The organism is Brachybacterium sp. GCM10030268 (assembly GCF_042666305.1).
In the GTDB taxonomy this organism is placed as follows: domain Bacteria; phylum Actinomycetota; class Actinomycetes; order Actinomycetales; family Dermabacteraceae; genus Brachybacterium.
Genome location: NZ_JBHTCW010000009.1, coordinates 78,831 through 94,317, shown reverse-complemented (window position 1 = coordinate 94,317; position 15,487 = coordinate 78,831). Strand labels below are relative to the sequence as shown.

Annotated in this window: 11 protein-coding genes; 9 read left to right on the top strand and 2 right to left on the bottom strand. The window is 72.6% G+C overall.

What is annotated here, in order from left to right; genetic code table 11:
• Positions 1-31: 31 nt before the first annotated feature.
• The 5 genes from ACFQRD_RS12855 (at position 32) to ACFQRD_RS12835 (ending at position 5,996) form a co-directional block, all read left to right on the top strand.
• A complete protein-coding gene (locus ACFQRD_RS12855; protein ID WP_377018728.1) occupies positions 32-1,141 on the top strand; it encodes a CPBP family intramembrane glutamic endopeptidase in 1,110 nt (369 codons plus the stop codon).
• Positions 1,142-1,303: 162 nt separating this feature from the next.
• A complete protein-coding gene (locus tag ACFQRD_RS12850; protein ID WP_377804465.1) occupies positions 1,304-2,356 on the top strand; it encodes a CAAX protease in 1,053 nt (350 codons plus the stop codon).
• Positions 2,357-2,474: 118 nt separating this feature from the next.
• Complete coding sequence (locus ACFQRD_RS12845; RefSeq protein WP_377018730.1) at positions 2,475-3,503, top strand: glycoside hydrolase family 43 protein; 1,029 nt, start codon at positions 2,475-2,477, stop codon at positions 3,501-3,503.
• Positions 3,504-3,672: 169 nt separating this feature from the next.
• Entirely contained in the window at positions 3,673-4,632 is a 960-nt protein-coding gene (locus tag ACFQRD_RS12840; RefSeq protein ID WP_377018731.1) for a serine hydrolase domain-containing protein, read from the top strand.
• Between the two features lie 41 nt (positions 4,633-4,673).
• A complete protein-coding gene (locus ACFQRD_RS12835; RefSeq protein ID WP_377018733.1) occupies positions 4,674-5,996 on the top strand; it encodes a hemolysin family protein in 1,323 nt (440 codons plus the stop codon).
• Positions 5,997-6,262: 266 nt separating this feature from the next.
• Here ACFQRD_RS12835 and ACFQRD_RS12830 read toward each other — a convergent pair whose 3' ends face one another.
• Complete coding sequence (locus ACFQRD_RS12830) at positions 6,263-8,170, bottom strand: calcineurin-like phosphoesterase C-terminal domain-containing protein (protein WP_377804463.1); 1,908 nt, start codon at positions 8,168-8,170, stop codon at positions 6,263-6,265.
• A gap of 482 nt (positions 8,171-8,652) precedes the next feature.
• On the opposite strand from ACFQRD_RS12830, the gene ACFQRD_RS12825 reads away from it, so the two are divergent.
• From ACFQRD_RS12825 to manA, 3 genes are read left to right on the top strand one after another with little or no spacing between them, the layout of a single operon-like run.
• On the top strand, positions 8,653-10,410 hold the full coding sequence (locus ACFQRD_RS12825; RefSeq protein ID WP_377804461.1) for a pyruvate dehydrogenase: 1,758 nt from the start codon (positions 8,653-8,655) through the stop codon (positions 10,408-10,410).
• An 11-nt stretch (positions 10,411-10,421) separates the two neighbouring features.
• Positions 10,422-11,600 (top strand): hypothetical protein, encoded by a 1,179-nt coding sequence (locus ACFQRD_RS12820; RefSeq protein ID WP_377804459.1) that lies wholly within the window; start codon positions 10,422-10,424, stop codon positions 11,598-11,600.
• A 2-nt stretch (positions 11,601-11,602) separates the two neighbouring features.
• The gene (gene manA / locus ACFQRD_RS12815) at positions 11,603-12,805 is read left to right on the top strand and encodes a mannose-6-phosphate isomerase, class I (protein WP_377804499.1); all 1,203 of its coding nucleotides are present in this window, start codon (positions 11,603-11,605) and stop codon (positions 12,803-12,805) included.
• 3 nt (positions 12,806-12,808) lie between these two features.
• Here manA and ACFQRD_RS12810 read toward each other — a convergent pair whose 3' ends face one another.
• The gene (locus ACFQRD_RS12810) at positions 12,809-13,939 is read right to left on the bottom strand and encodes a TlpA family protein disulfide reductase (RefSeq protein ID WP_377804457.1); all 1,131 of its coding nucleotides are present in this window, start codon (positions 13,937-13,939) and stop codon (positions 12,809-12,811) included.
• A 98-nt stretch (positions 13,940-14,037) separates the two neighbouring features.
• On the opposite strand from ACFQRD_RS12810, the gene ACFQRD_RS12805 reads away from it, so the two are divergent.
• Positions 14,038-15,426: an aldehyde dehydrogenase family protein gene (locus tag ACFQRD_RS12805; protein WP_377792571.1), complete on the top strand. Its 1,389-nt coding sequence runs from the start codon at positions 14,038-14,040 to the stop codon at positions 15,424-15,426.
• The last annotated feature ends 61 nt before the right edge of the window (positions 15,427-15,487 follow it).

Sequence of the window (15,487 nt, the reverse complement as noted above, 5' to 3'; positions counted from 1 at the left end):
TCCGGCAGGACGCCCGCGCGAGGATCGGATCATGACCGAGATCGCAGGAGCCCGGCCGAGTCCCGTCGCGGAGCACTCCCGGCCCGCCGTCCCCGAACCATCACCCGTGCCGTCGGCCGCGTCCGAGCCGGCCCCGTCCGAGCAGGTGGCCTTCCACCGGCTCCCGCGGGTGGTGCCGCATCGGCGCTACTGGTGGCGGCCGCTGCTCGCTCTGCTGGTCACCGCCGCGTCGTTCGCGGCGATGGTGCTGCTGCTCGCCGTGCCCGTGGTCGCCGTCTCGCTGATCTGGCCGGGCGCGGCTCCCAGCGAGATGATCTCGGATCCGCTGAACCCGATGGACCAGGTGCTGGGTCTGGGCGCGCTCGCCCTGCTGATCCCGGCAGTGCTGCTGGGGACACGGGTGGCCTACGGGCGCTTCGGCATCGCCCACTCGGTGCTGGGGCGCTTCCGCTGGGGGCTGCTGGGCCGGGCGGCGCTCGTCGTGGTGCCGGTCTACCTCCTGACCGGCACGGCGGCGAACCTCGTCCTGAACCGGGACGTGATCGCTCTGCCCCCGCCGACCGCGGGCGTGCTGGCGGCGTGGCTGCTCGCGCTGGTGCTGGCCCCGCTGCAGTCCGCAGGGGAGGAGTACGCCTTCCGGGTGCTGCCGCTGCAGGTTCTGGGGACCTGGCTGCGGTGGCCCGTCGTCGGGATCCTCGCTCCCGTGCCGCTGTTCGTGCTCGGCCACGGCTACACAGGGCTGGGACGGGTCGAGATCGCGCTGTTCGCCGTCGTCATGGGGCTGCTCGCCTGGAAGACGGGCGGCATCGAGATCCCGGTGCTGCTGCATGTCGCCAACAACTGGACGCTGTTCGTCATCGCCCCGATGATCCCGGGATTCACGGAGCAGGGCGAGGTGAGCCTGCCCTCGATGCTCCTCAGCGCCGTGCCGATGCTCGTGCTGGCCGCAGCGCTGTGGTGGTGGTTCTCGCGGCGCGAGGGCCTCGGGCTGTGGCAGCCGCAGCGGGTGGCGCTCGGCCACGGCGCTCTGCCCGCACGCCTCACTCGGCCCGCACGCGACTCGGTGAACCGTGGCCAGTCGCATCCCGCTGCACGGAGGAGCGGTCTAGTCCGGTCCGGGCAGTTCGCCCCGCGGCGGTGAGAGCTCAGAGCCGGCACGGTGTGCTCCATAGGAGGGGAGGCCCCGGATCCCGCTGCTCGCGCAGCCCGGAAGCCGGCTGCCTCCGCTCTCAGCCGGCCCGTTCTACAGTGGTGACGCCATGTGCCGCCCCCTCATCCCCGCCTCCGACCGGTCCCTCGCCGCATGAGTGCGCCCCCGCCCCCGCGCCCTGTTCCGTACCACCGGCTGGCGACCCTGCGCTCGACCTGGTCCCTGCCCGTCAAACCGCTGCTGACGCTCGCGACGGCGTTCGTCGTCTACGTCGCACTGGCCTCGGTGCTGCTGGTGCTGACGATCCTGGTGCTCGCCCTCGCGCCCGGCGTGAACATCGCCCTTGGAGTGACCAGCGGCGACCCCACCAGCCCGCTCGATGTGGGCCTCGCCCTCGCGATGGGCGCGCTGTGGCTGCCGGCCGGCCTGGCCGGCGTACGCATCGGCGGCTGGCGTCCGCCCGGGCCGACCTGGTCGGTGGCGGCCCGCTTCCGCCGTAAGCTGCTGCGGCCGACGGGCATCGTGGCAGGGCTGGGCGGCCTGGCGGTCGTGGCGGCCGCCGCGCTGGCGGGTGCGCTCGCCGGCTCCGCGGGCGGCCTCGTGGAGGCGACCTCTCCCGGAGCCTCGGGGGCCGACGGAGGAGCCGGGCCGCTCCAGCTCCTCGTGCTCACGCTGATCGTGCTGGTGCTGGTCCCGCTGCAGGCCGTGGGACTGGAGCTGACGATGCGCGGTGTGCTGCTCCAGGCTCTCGGTACCTGGATACGCACGCCCGTCGTCCCCGTCCTGGTGGTCGGAGCCCTCTCCCTGGTCGGCCGCGAGCTGACCGTCCCGGTCGCGATCCCGGCCGTCGCCCTCGCCGCGTGCGCCGCCGTCCTGGCCTGGAAGACCGGCGGCCTCGAGGTGCCGATCGCGCTGGCCGTGGCCGTCACCGTCGGCGCCCTGTTGGTCTCCGCGTTCGCAGCGGGGACGGGCGGCGGCGCCGGGGCCGCCGCGCTCGGTGCCGCCGCAGCCGCTCCCGGCACCTCCGCCGCCACCCTCGCCGTGGCCGATGGTGCCGCCCTGGCCGGTGGGATCTCGTCCGCGATCGCCCTGGTGCTGGTCACCGTTCTCGTCATGGCGCTGGTCAGCCGGCGCGAGCAGCTCGCTCTGCTCGAGCCCGTCGGCCGTGACGCCTCGGACCCTGCGCCGGATCCCGTTCCGTTCTGAGCCTGCCGCGCGGGCTCTCGAGCAGCCGGACAGTGATGGACACCACCGGGATTCTCACGTAGGAATATCGGGGCCGTGCACCTGCCCGGCCGATCCCGACGGAGAAGGAACAAGGACGATGACGCCCGACACCCACATCTCACGCCGCACCCTGGTCGCCACGGGAACGCTCGGGGCCGCCCTCGCCGGCGGCCTCGGCCTCGCCGCGGCCCCGGCCCACGCCGCCCGCGGTTACACCAACCCCGTGATCGCCACCAACCAGCCGGACCCCGGCGTGCTCGAGGTCGCGGGTCGCTACTACCTCTACTCGACCGCCGGGGCGATGGGGAACATGCCGGTGCTGCGCTCCAAGGACCTGGTGGACTGGAAGCCCCTGGGCGACGGGCAGCCCGAGATCGCCGCCTGGGCCAACCCCGGCCGGCACTGGGCGCCCGAGGTGCTCGACGTCGGCGGGAAGTTCCACGCCTACTACACCGCCTGGGAGCGCGCCACGGACCGGCAGGCGATCGGCGTCGCCGTCGCCGACTCGCCGGAGGGTCCGTTCGTCGACTCCGACGAGGCGCCGCTGCTGTCCACGCCGGAGGAGGGCGGCTGCATCGACGCCTCCCCGTTCCGCGACGAGGACGGCTCGCTGTGGCTGCTGTGGAAGAACGACGGCAACGCCGCCGACCAGGACTCGTTCCTGTTCGCCCAGCGCCTGGCCGAGGACGGCCGGAGCCTCGTGGGTGAGCGCACCCGGATCCTCGAGCGCGACCAGGCCTGGGAGATCTACACGATCGAGGGCCCCTCGGTCATCACCCACGAGGGCCGCTACTACCTCTTCTACTCCGCCGGCGAGTACTGGAACGAGACCTACGGCGTGGGCGTCGCGGTCGCCGACGCGATCGACGGCCCCTGGACCAAGATCACCGACACCCCGGTGCTCTCGGCCAACGAGGTCGCCGCCGGCCCGGGCCACGGCATGCCGGTGCGCACCCGCGACGGCCTCTGGTACGTCTACCACGCCTGGCAGCCCGAGCACATCGGCGAGGACCCGGGCCGGCTGACCTGGATCTCCCCGGTCACCATCGAGAACGGGACGGTGAGCATCGACGGCCCGAAGATCGAGAACCGCACGCGCCCCGGCGTGGGCCGCCCGCGGGTGTGAGCGCGACCGAGCTCTGCTGACCGCCGCAGCGCGCCCCGCGGACAGCAGCCGCGAGCCATGCTGGCGGAGCTGCGCGCTGTGCCGGCGGAGCAGGGCGATCGGGGCCGGGCGCGGTCGCGGAACGGAACATCCGGCCGCCGCCCGGCCCCGGCGTCGTAAGGTCACGAGCATGAACCCTGCCGACGCCGCCAGCTCCGTTCCTGCCCGCACCGACCCCGCCATCCCCGATCAGCTGCTGCTGCTCCCGCTGCGCCAGAAGATCATCGAGCGCGACCTGGGAGTACGCGCGCTCCACCTGCACCGCGCGGGCCATGAGGAGCTCGGTCACCGCTTCAGCGACGACACCGTCGAGAACGTCTACTCGATCTCCAAGACCGTCACCGCGCTCGCGATCGGCATCGCCGAGGAGGAAGGTTTGCTGGGCGTCGAGGACAGGCTCGTCGACCACCTTCCCGCCCCTGTTGCCGGCTACGGCGCCGGGATCGAGCAGGTGCGACTGAGCCATCTGCTCACCATGACCTCCGGGTCCCCGATCCTCGCCTTCGTCGACGAGCAGCGCGAGCACGAGGACCTCGCCGCCCTGTTCCTCTCCACCGACCTCACCGCGGCAGCGGGGGAGAAGTGGGAGTACTCCAACGGCTCGATCTTCCTGCTCTCGCGGGTGATCAGCGAACGCACCGGGCGCTCCCTGCGCGACTGGCTGATGCCGCGCCTGTTCGAGCCGCTGGGGATCCTCAACCCCCAGTGGCACACCACCCGGGACGGGTACAGCTGGGGCGCGACCGGCCTGCACCTGAGGAGCGGCCAGCTGGCCCGGATCGGCCGGCTGCTGCTGCAGCGCGGCGAGTACGACGGTCGCCAGCTCGTGCCGGCCGCCTGGATCGATGCCCTCCACGCCGAGGACACCTGGGTGTCCACCGGGGAAGCCGAGCCCGAGAGCGCGCAGTACGGCCGCGCGGTCTGGCGCTGCACGCCCGAGGGATCCTGGCGGGCCGACGGGGCCTACGGCCAGCTGATCGTGGTGCTGCCTGAACAGGACGCCGTCCTGACCGTCACCTCGCGGCTCGAGGGTCGCGGGGCGGCCGAGATCCTCCGCGCCGTGTGGGAGGAGCTGCTGCCGCTGCTGTGAGCGGTCCCAGGCTCCGCGGTGGGCCGGGGTAGCGTTGGCCCATGGACTGGACCGCGCTCGCGAACCTCGCCCTGGTGCTGCTCTTCGTACTGGTCGGAGGGCTGTTCGCCGGCACCGAGATGGCGATCGTGAACCTCCGCGAGTCGCAGATCAGGCAGCTCGAGCAGGGCGGCGCCGGCGGCGAGCGCACCGCGAAGCTGGTGCGCGACCCGAATCTGTTCCTCTCGGCGGTCCAGATCGGGGTGACCGTCGCCGGGTTCTTCTCCTCCGCCTACGGCGCCTCCACCATCGCGCCGTCCCTGGTCCCGATGCTCACCGGCGCGGGCCTGTCCGAGGCCACCGCCTCCACGGTGGCCCTGATCGGGATGACGCTGGTCATCGCCTTCCTCTCGCTCGTGCTCGGCGAGCTGGTGCCCAAGCGCCTGGCGATGCAGAACGCCCTGGCCATGACCCGGATCGTCGGCCCTCCCCTGAGCGTGTTCGGCCGCCTGATGAAGCCCGTGATCTGGCTGCTGTCGGTCTCGACCAACCTGGTCGTGCGGGCCGTCGGCGGTGATCCCCACGCGGATCGCGAGGCCGTCTCCGCCGAGGAGATCCGCTCCATGGTGCGCAACTCCGATGCCCTTGCCGAGGCCGAGTCCCGGGTGCTGGCCGACGTGTTCGACGCGTCCGAGCGCACCGTCGTCGAGGTGATGCGGCCGCGCCACCAGGTCCACTTCCTTCCCGGTGACGAGACCGTGGCCGGGGCCCGCGAGGTGATCCGGGAGACCGGCGTCTCGCGCTACCCCGTGATCGGGGAGGACGTCGATGACGTGGTCGGGTTCGCCCATGTGCGGGACCTGCTGCTGGTCGAGGACCCGGCCACCACGCGACTGGCGGAGATCGCCCGGCCCATCGAGCACATCCCCGGCACCGTCGAGGTGCTGGCGGCGCTGAACCGGATGCGCGCCCAGGCCGAGCAGATCGCGGTGGTGGTCGATGAGTACGGAGGCACCGACGGCATCGTCACCCTGGAGGACCTGCTCGAGGAGCTGGTGGGCGAGATCTACGACGAGTTCGACCGGGAGGGCCGCCCCACCGCCGGCGAGCTCGAGGGGACGATCCAGGCCGACGGTCGGATCGACGGCGGCCTGATCCTGCAGGAGTTCGAGGCGGCCACCGGCATCACCCTGCCCGATACCGGCGGCTACGAGACCGTCGGCGGATTCGTCATGGCGCGCCTGGGGCGGATCCCCGAGGCCGGGGACACGATCGAGATCGACGGCGGCCGCCTGGAGGTGCTCGAGGTCGACGAGAGGCGCGTCCAGACCGTCCAGCTCACCCACGTCGCCGCTCCGGAGCCGGGTGAGCGCCCGGTTTCGTGAGATCCGTGAGGTGACGGGAACTCGGTCGCCTTTCCCACCGGTTCACGGATCTCGCGAGGACCGTGGCATTCGGGGGCTTCGCGGCGGCCGCGCACATAGTGGGCTTCGTGGGGTTTGGGCTTCGTGGGCTTTGGGGTTCGTGGGCTTCGTGGGCTTCGCGGGGAGCGCGGGGCGCGCCGTGGGGGAACGAGGACGAGGGCGAGCCCCGGTGGGGCCCGCCCTCGCGTGTGCGACTGAGCCGGAACGCCTCGTGCGCCCCGAGGTGATCAGTCGGTCACGGTGAAGCGCACGGACTCCGTGAAGGAGTTCCCGTTGCGGTCCGTCGCGGTGATCTCGGCGGTGTGCGTGCCGGCCGCGAGGTCCTCGCTGAGCTGGTGGCGCCACAGGTGGGCGCTCGAGGTGGTCACGTTGCCGCTGCTGCGCAGGTTCTGCGTGGCCGCGACGGTGTCGGAGTACTCGAAGCCCTCCGCCAGCGCCTCACCCTCGGCGGGCTGGGTGTGCTCCGCCGGGCTGGCGGAGCCGCCGTCGATCGAGACCTCGACCGTCGCCTCGGTCGAGCCGCCGAAGAAGTCGGCGGTCAACCAGGTGCCCCCGGCGAGGTCCTCGCGCGTGACCGTGTTCGGATCGCCCAGCTCGGACATCTCGCCGGCCTTGTCGTCGTCCTGCCACGCCTGCGCCTGCTCGGCCCAGTCGCGCCAGGTCGGCGAGTTCACGCCCAGGGTCAGCTGCTCGTCGTCGTCCTCACCGCGCACCGTGTAGCGGGCGCTGAGGTCAGCGCCGTCCAGGCCGAGGGTCATGATGCCGGGGCGCGCCCCGTCGTTCATGTACGCGTACGGAAGGCCGTTCTCGTCCAGGCCGCCGGAGTACCAGTCCCCCGAGACGGCCCCGGCGATCAGGGCCTGGTGCGGGAGCTCGTCGATGCCGTCCTCGGCCCACTCGGCGCGCTGGTCGCCGGGGAGGTAGTTCTCCAGCGTGTGGGTGTGGCCGCCGACGGTGGTGACGTCGCGGCCCTCGAGCACGTCGTACAGATCCGTGGCGTTGTCGATGATCACGCCGTTGCGGTCCAGCACCGGAGCATGCGTGGCCAGCACGATCTTCTTGTCGTCCGGCACGTTCTCGAGATCCTTCGCGAGCCAGTCGAGCTGCTCCTGGTCGATCTTCTCGAGGTATTTCGCGTCGGTCTCGGTGTTGGGGTACTCGATGCTGTCGAGCACCACGAAGTGCGCCTCGCCCACGTCGTAGGAGAAGTAGGCCGGGCCGATGTGCTGGCGGAAGGTGTCGTTGCTGTGGCTCGACTCGGTGGCATCGAAGTCGAGGTCGTGGTTGCCCATCGCGGCGCGGATGGGGCCGTTGACGTCGGCGTAGATGTCCTTCAGCTCCGGGTACAGGCTGAGGTCGTCGCCGACGTTGTCGCCCAGCATGAGCACGCCGCAGCCGCCGTAGTCGTGGCGCTCGGTGAGCTCCTTGACGGCGCCGTCGCGGGCGTAGCCCATCTGAGTGAGGTCGTAGGCCTGGGTGTCGGCGGCGATCGGGCAGCTCTGCTGCGAGTCCTTGGTCGCCTTGGACTTGCCCATCGGGAAGTTGACCGCCTCGGGCAGCTCGCCCGTGGGCTCCAGCCCGCCGTACTTCAGCTCCGTGGAGCCCTCGGGCAGGTGGTTGTAGCTGAACTGCGCGAAGTTGTGCTCGTCCACGGGCACCTGCCACCCGGCGGGCTGGGTGACGAACACGGTCATGTTCTCGTACACCGGCAGCTCATAGCTGCCGTCCTTCGCGGTGGTGACGACCTCGCGGCCGTTGGAGACGGTGACCCCGGCGATGCCCTTCTCGCCACGGTCCTGGGCGGAGTCCTTGTCCTTGTCATCGAAGACGACGCCCTGGAGGGTCTCGGGATCGGCGGCCTGCCCGCGGCCGACCTCGACCTCACCCTGGTAGGCGTCGGAGGGGACATCACTGCCGGCGGGGTCGGCATTCGCCGCGGTGGGGACGATGCTCGCGCACAGCACTGCCGAGGCACCGAGGGCGAGGGTGGAGGCGAGACGGCGGCGAGCGCGGCTGGAGCGGGCCGCGCGGGACGAGCCGGGCGCGGAGGAGGAGGCTGCGCCGGAGATGGAGGAGGGGGAGGTGGCGGATGCGTGGGGCGCGGAGGAGGGGGATGCGGGGGAGGGGTGTGTCATGAGGAGCTTTCTCGCGGGAGGGGTCGGCTTCCGCCGTATGACGCTAGGGAGCCCAGGTGACATCGCGGCGGCTTCGACGTGACGAGGAGTTCAATCGCTGCCCGCAACCGGACATCGTGGGCACAGGGCCGGCGCGCTCACCCCTCGGCGCCGCCACCGCGCTTCCCGTGCCACCGCGCCTCCCCGCCGCCACTATGCCCCCGTCGTCACCGCGCCCCCGCCGCCACCACGTATCCCCGCCGCCACCGCCCGCCCTTCGCGAGATCCGTGAATCGGTTGGTATCCGGCCCTCAAAGCAACCGGGTCACGGATCTCGCGCGGGGCGGGGCGGCGTGAGGGGGGTGTCGTCGCGCGCGGGGCGGGGCGACGTGCGGGGGAGCGTCGTCGCGCGCCGGGACCCGGCGTGCCCCGGTAGGCTCGGAGCAGACGCACCCTGCGCCGGGACCGCGGTCCCGGCGCCCCGCTACCCGGGAGGGAATCCGATGGCTCGCACCAGCTTTGCCCAGCTCCTCGTCACCCAGCTCCGCGACCTCGGCGTCGAGCGCATCTACGGGGTCGTCGGCGATTCGCTGAACCCGATCGTGGACGCCGTGCGCACCACGGAGGGCATCGAGTGGATCCACGTGCGCAACGAGGAGGCCGGGGCCTTCGCCGCCGGCGCGGAAGCACGCCTGACCGGGAAGCTCGCCGTGTGCGCCGGCTCCTGCGGGCCCGGCAACACGCACATGATCCAGGGCCTGTACGACGCCCACCGCGACGGGGCCCCGGTGCTCGCGATCGCCTCGCACATCCCCAGCGGCAGCATCGGCACCGGCTTCTTCCAGGAGACCCACCCCGAGGCCCTGTTCCAGGAATGCTCGCACTTCTGCGAACTGGTCAACTCCGGCGACCACGGCACCACCATGCTGCACATCGCCGTCCAGACCGCGATCGCGAAGCAGGGCGTCTCCGTGCTCGTGCTCCCCGGCGACATCGCCGACCAAGAGGTCGACGACGGCCCGTGGACCCGGGACCTCGCCGCCGACATGGGCCGTGTCCAGCCCGCCCCGGGCCCCGTCGGCCGCCTCGCCGAGCTGATCGACGAGGCCGGCACCGTCACCCTGTTCACCGGTGCCGGCGTGCGCGGCGCCCGCGAGGAGGTGCTCGAACTCGCCGACCGGGTCAAGGCGCCGATCGGCCACGCCTTCGGCGGCAAGGAGTGGATGCAGTACGACAACCCCTATGACGTGGGCATGAGCGGACTGCTCGGCTACGGGGCCTGCTACGAGGCCATGCACGAGGCCGACCTGGTGATCCTGCTGGGCACCGACTTCCCCTACACCGAGTTCCTTCCCGGCCACGGCAGCTCGAAGAACCCCCCGAAGATCGTCCAGATCGACGCCGACGCCTCCCGGCTGGGCCGCCGCATCCCGCTGGACCTCGCCGTCCACGGCGACGTCGCACTGACGCTGCAGGCCGTGATGCCGCTGCTGACCAGCTCGAAGAGCCATCGCTTCCTCCACCGCATGCTGAAGAGTCATCACAAGGCTCTGACCGGTGTGGTCTCCGCGTACACCAAGAACGTCGAGCGGATGAAGCCCATCCATCCGGAGTTCGTCGCCGCCACCCTCGACGACCTCGCCGCCGACGATGCCGTCTTCACCGTCGACACCGGCATGTGCAACGTGTGGGGCGCCCGCTACATCACCCCCAACGGCAGGCGCCGCGTGTTCGGCTCCTGGCACCACGGCACCATGGCCAACGCCCTCCCGCAGGCCATCGGCGCCTCCCTCGCGTACCCGGACCGGCAGGTCATCTCCATGAGCGGCGACGGCGGGCTCGGCATGCTCATGGGCGAACTGCTCACCGTGAAGCTGCACCAGCTCAGCACCAAGATCCTCGTGTTCAACAACTCCAGCCTCGGCATGGTCAAGCTGGAGATGCTGGTCGAGGGCCTCCCGGACCACGGCACCGACCACGAGGACGTCGACTACGCCGCGATCGCCCACGGCGTCGGCATCCCCTCGGTGCGCATCACCGACCCCAAGAAGCTGCGCAAGGACCTGGAGAAGGCGCTGGCGACCGACGGGCCGATGCTGATCGACGTGGTCACCGACCCCGACGCCCTCTCGATGCCGCCGAAGGTCACCGCCCAGCAGATCCGCGGCTTCGCCACCGCGAGCACCAAGATCGTGCTCGGCGGCGGCGTGGGCCGCATGATCGACATGGCGGCCAGCAACGTGCGCAACCTGCCGCGCTGAGGCGGGAGATCATGACCCTCATCCATCCGCGCAGCCTGGAGCGCTGGCAGGAGTGGCGCGGCAGCCGGAGCCGGACCGACGCCGCGCGAGCTGCCGTGGCCGGCCTGGTGCGCTCCGCGCGACCGGGGAAGGCGGCCCGGAGAGCACGGGAGAGCACCGGCGCGGCCGCGAGCTCGCTGGTGCTGCACTCCCGCTCGGGCGAGGGCAGCGGCCGGATCCTGGTCGGCGTCGACTCCGCCACGGCCGCTGCCCGCGACGCTCTGCTCACCGCCCTGCCCTACCTCCACGTTCCCGTGGACGTGCTGGCACCGGCGTCGATCGAGCTTCCCGAGCTCGCCGGCACCGACTGGGAGCGCGAGAACCTCCCCGCCGCGCGCGCCGGTCTCGAGGGCCGCGGCATCACCTCGGCCATCACGCTGGGATGGCACCTGCCCGTGGGCCGGCTGGTCCACGAGTGGGCGCTGGAGGCCGACGTCCCCAGTGCCGTCGTCCAGCACACCGCCGTGACCCCGTACACGCCGCCGCTCCCACCGCAGACCACCCTGCTGGCGTGGAGCGACGCCGACGCCGAGTTCCACCGCTCCGGCCGCGACGACGTCGAGGTGCGCACCGTCGGCTCCCAATGGCTGTGGCAGGCCGCGCACGACGTGGCCGGTCCCGCCGGGCCGGGCCGCGCGACCGCCGGGCCGGGCCACGCGATCGCCGGGACCGGCCCTGCCCCCGATGAGGCCGGCACAGCCGCGGGCGAGAGCGACCGCAGTGATGAGCGCCCCGTGTTCCTCGGCCAGCTCGACGCCCTCGAGCTGCCCCGCCGGGTCACCGCCGGCGCCGCGTACTCCGTCTGCCGCTCCGCCGGTGCCTCGTACCGGCCCGGGCCGGGCGAGAGGGACCCCGTCGCCCGCGGCGTCCACACCGTGCTGCGCCGCCGCGGCATCGATCTCGAGGACCCTGCCGCGACGGTGGCGGAGCTGGGCCGTCCGGTCGTCTCGGTGTTCTCCCCCGAGGTGCTCGAGGCTGCGGTGCGGGGCCTGCCCGCCTGGGTGCACGCCCCGCGCGCGCCGTCGTGGGTGCACGAGTACTGGGAGCGGTACGGGATGCGCCGCGCCGGCGGCCCCGCGACCCCCGCGCCGCCGGTCGCGGCCGACGAACCCGCTCGCCTGATCGCCCAGATCCTCGAGGGCGGTGCGTGAGCATCCTGGGCCTGGACGGCCACCTGCAGCATTACGCCTGGGGATCGACGACGGCGCTGCCGGAGTTCCTGGGCCGCGAGGCGGACGGCACCCCGTGGGCCGAGGCCTGGTTCGGCGCGCACCCGCTGGCTCCCGCGACGATCCCCGGCGGCGGGCGCCTGGACGAGGTGATCGCCGCGGACGGCCCGGCCCTGCTGGGGGAGGACGTCGGCCGCGCCTTCCAGGGCCGCCTGCCGTTCCTGCTGAAGGTCATCGCCCCCGAGCGGCCGCTGTCCCTGCAGGTCCATCCTACGCGCGAGCACGCCGCGGAATCCTTCGCCGCGGAGAACGCCGCCGGGCTCGCCCTGGACTCCCCGCGCCGCACCTACCGCGACGCGAACCATAAACCGGAGATGCTCGTCGCCCTGACCCGCTTCACCGCGCTGTGCGGATTCCGCACCCCGCGCCGGGCTGCCGCGATCCTCGAGGGGCTGGGCACCGACCTCACCGATCGGCTGCACGGGCTGCTGGTCGGCAGCCCGACGGCCCACGGCATGCGCGCCGCCTTCCGCACCCTGGTCTCCGCGTCCATGCGCCCGACGGCGGAGGAGGTCGCCGAGGTGGTCGCTGCCTGCCGGGAGCGGTCGGCGGCTGGCAGCTCGCCCTCACCCCGGATCGACCGGTTCGTCTCGCTGCTGGCCGAGCACCACCCGGGCGACCCCGGCGTCGTCGCCGCGCTGCTGCTGAACCCGGTGACGCTGGAGCCCGGGGAGGCGATGTTCGTCCCTCCCGGGGCGCTGCACGCCTACCTCCACGGCATGGGCCTGGAGGTCATGGCCGCCAGCGACAACGTGCTGCGAGCCGGACTGACCCCGAAGAAGGTGGACGCCGACGAGGTCCTCCAGTGCGTCTCCGTCACCGTCGCGCCCCCGCTGCGCGTCGCCCCCGAGCGGCAGAACGCCACGTCGATCGCCTACTACGCGCCCGTCGACGACTTCGAGCTCGCCCTCACCGAGCTCTCGGACCCTACCGGTCCGCCGCAGCCGTGCCATCCGATCCCCGGGACCGGGCCGAGGATCGTGCTCGGGCTCGAGGGGGAGGTCCTGCTGGGCACGCGCGGCGGCACGCACCTGCTGCCCGCGGGCGGCGCCGCATTCGTCCCGGCGGCCGACGGGCCCCTGCGGGCCGGTGGCAGGGGCAGGTTCGCGCAGGCCAGCGTGCCCTGACGCTCAGGTCGCTCGGTCCTGCGGCGCCGGCAGCTGCGCGTCGTCCGTGGCCTCCGGCAGCTCTCCGTCCTCCGGGGCGGCGGGCAGCTCCCCGTCCTCCTGGGCGAGGCGGAGCTGTTCGCGGATCTCGTCGACGAACTCGATCACCGCGGTGCCGCCGGTGACGGGGCCACCCGCGAGCAGCCCGTCGGCCCCCAGCAGCACCGCGCAGGGAGCGGTGCGTCCCCCGAGCGCCTCCCGGGCACTGAACTGCGGGTCGTAGAGCACGTGCTCGCCCACGCGCTGGGTGGTGCGCTCGCGCAACTGCTCCACGGGCCGCGAGAAGGCGACCTTGACCTGCATGTAGGCGGAGAGGTCACGGTGCCAGCCGGCCACCTGGTCGATCACGCGCTCACACGGGCCGCACCCCTCGGAGACGAACACCAGCAGTACCGCCTGCCGGGCGCTGAGCCGGCGCAGGGTGATCAGCTCCCCGGAGCGCTCCTGGAGCACGCCCGCGGGAATCGCCGCGCGCTCATAGTCCAGCAGCTCATCCTGCTCGACCTCCTCGCCGCCGGAGGCCGACGGGCTCTGCCCGGCCTTCTCGCTATCGGGGACCGACCGGGTCTTTCCTGCCTCCGGCTCGAGGCCGCCGAGGGCCAGCCCCGTCAGCACCACGGCCGTCGCGACCGCGAGCACCCAGGCCAGCAGCGCCAGGGGGTGATACACGAGGATCCGGGTGAGGTCGCCGGCGGCGGCCAGCGCCACCGTGAGCAGTCCCAGCACGCTCAGCAGCACGTTGCGGTACAGCGTGCCGCGGGAGACCGTCGGCGAGCCCAGGGTGCCGAAGCACGAGCACTCCACCGCCTCGTCGACGGTGAGCGCCCGCGCGATGATCACCAGATACGTCACCATCAGCACGGCGATCAGAGCGGCCACCACCGTCTGCAGCGGCACGACCGGCACCCACAGGCCCAGAGCCAGCACGATCTCCGCGACCGGCAGCACCGTGGCGATGACCGGGTGCCACGAGCGGGCGGGCAGGCGCAGCGAGACCATCGCGTCGGCGGTGATGTCGCGCTGACCGAGCTTGGCCAGCCCGGAGACCAGCAGCGTCATGGTCAGCAGGATCGGCGCGGTGACCAGGACAGTCATCGCCGCGCTCCGTGGTGGGGCGAGAGGCGACGGCGGGCGGCTCGGGAGCGGGGGTCGGGCATTCTTCGAGAATATCCCCGAACTCCTATCGTGGACCCATGCCGACCCACGATCCCGCCGCGGACATCACGGCCCTGCGCGAGTCCTTCGACGCCGGCACCACCCGCCGGGTCGAGGCCCGCCTGGCCCAGCTGGAGGCCCTGCGCCGCGGACTGCGCGCCGAGCACCGCCGCCTGACCAGCGCTCTCGCCGAGGACCTCGGCAAATCCCGCACCGAGAGCGTGATCACCGAGCTCGGGGTCCTGACCCAGGAGATCGCGCACGTGCGCCGGCACCTGCGCTCCTGGCTGCGCCCCGAACGGTTCCCGCTGGGGCCGCTGCAGGCGCCCTCCCGGGCCGAGCTGCACCGCGAACCGCTCGGGCTGGTGCTGGTCATCGCGCCCTGGAACTATCCGCTGAACCTGGCCCTGGCCCCGCTGATCGGCGCGATCGCCGGCGGGAACACCACGATCCTGACCCCCAGCGAGCTCGCCCCGGCCACCTCATCGGCGATCGCGCACCTCGTGCGCACGCATCTGGATCCGGCCTGGGTGCGGGTGGTCGAGGGCGGGGCCGACGAGACCTCCGCCCTGCTCGAACAGCGCGTCGACCTCATCTTCTACACCGGCGGCAGCACCGTCGGCCGGATCGTCGCCCGCGCCGCCGCGGAGCACCTGACGCCGACCGTCCTCGAACTGGGCGGGAAGTCCCCGGTCTTCGTCGACGACGGGGTGGATCTGGCACGGACCGCGCGCCGCATCGTGTGGGGGAAGTTCACCAACACCGGCCAGACGTGCGTGGCCCCTGACTACCTGATGGCCACCCCGCGCACGGCGACGAAGCTGGTCCCGCACCTGCGGCGGGCCGTGCGGGAGATGTACGGCGCCCGGCCCGAGCGCTCCCCGGACTACGGACGCATGATCTCCACCGACCACTTCGACCGTGTGCTGCGCCTGATCGACGACGACAAGGTCGCCCTCGGCGGCACCGCCGGCGCCGACCGCGCGAGCCGCTACCTCCCGCCGACGATCATGACCGGTGTGGAGCAGGGCGATGCGGTGATGGGGGAGGAGATCTTCGGCCCCGTGCTGCCGATCCTCCCCGTCGAGGGCCCGGACGAGGCGATCGCCCGGATCCGCGCCGGCGAGAAGCCGCTGACCGCCTACGTGTTCACCGGTCGCCGGGAGGTCGAGGAACGCTTCACTGCGGAGACCTCCTCGGGCTCCCTGGCGCTGGGGATGACCCTCGCCCACGTCGGCTCACCCACCATGCCGTTCGGCGGGATCGGCGCCTCGGGCTCCGGTGCGTACCACGGGCGGGCCGGCCTGGAGACCTTCACCCACGCCAAACCGGTGGTCCGCAAACCCCTGCGGCCGGACACCCTGCGCCTGGTCTACCCGCCCTATCGCGGCCTCAAGCGGAGACTGCTGGGGCGCGTGCTTCGCTGACCCGGGTGGAGTGCCTCGCGGCCCGGGCGACGCGGGAGCCCAGGTTCTCGTCCACAGTCCA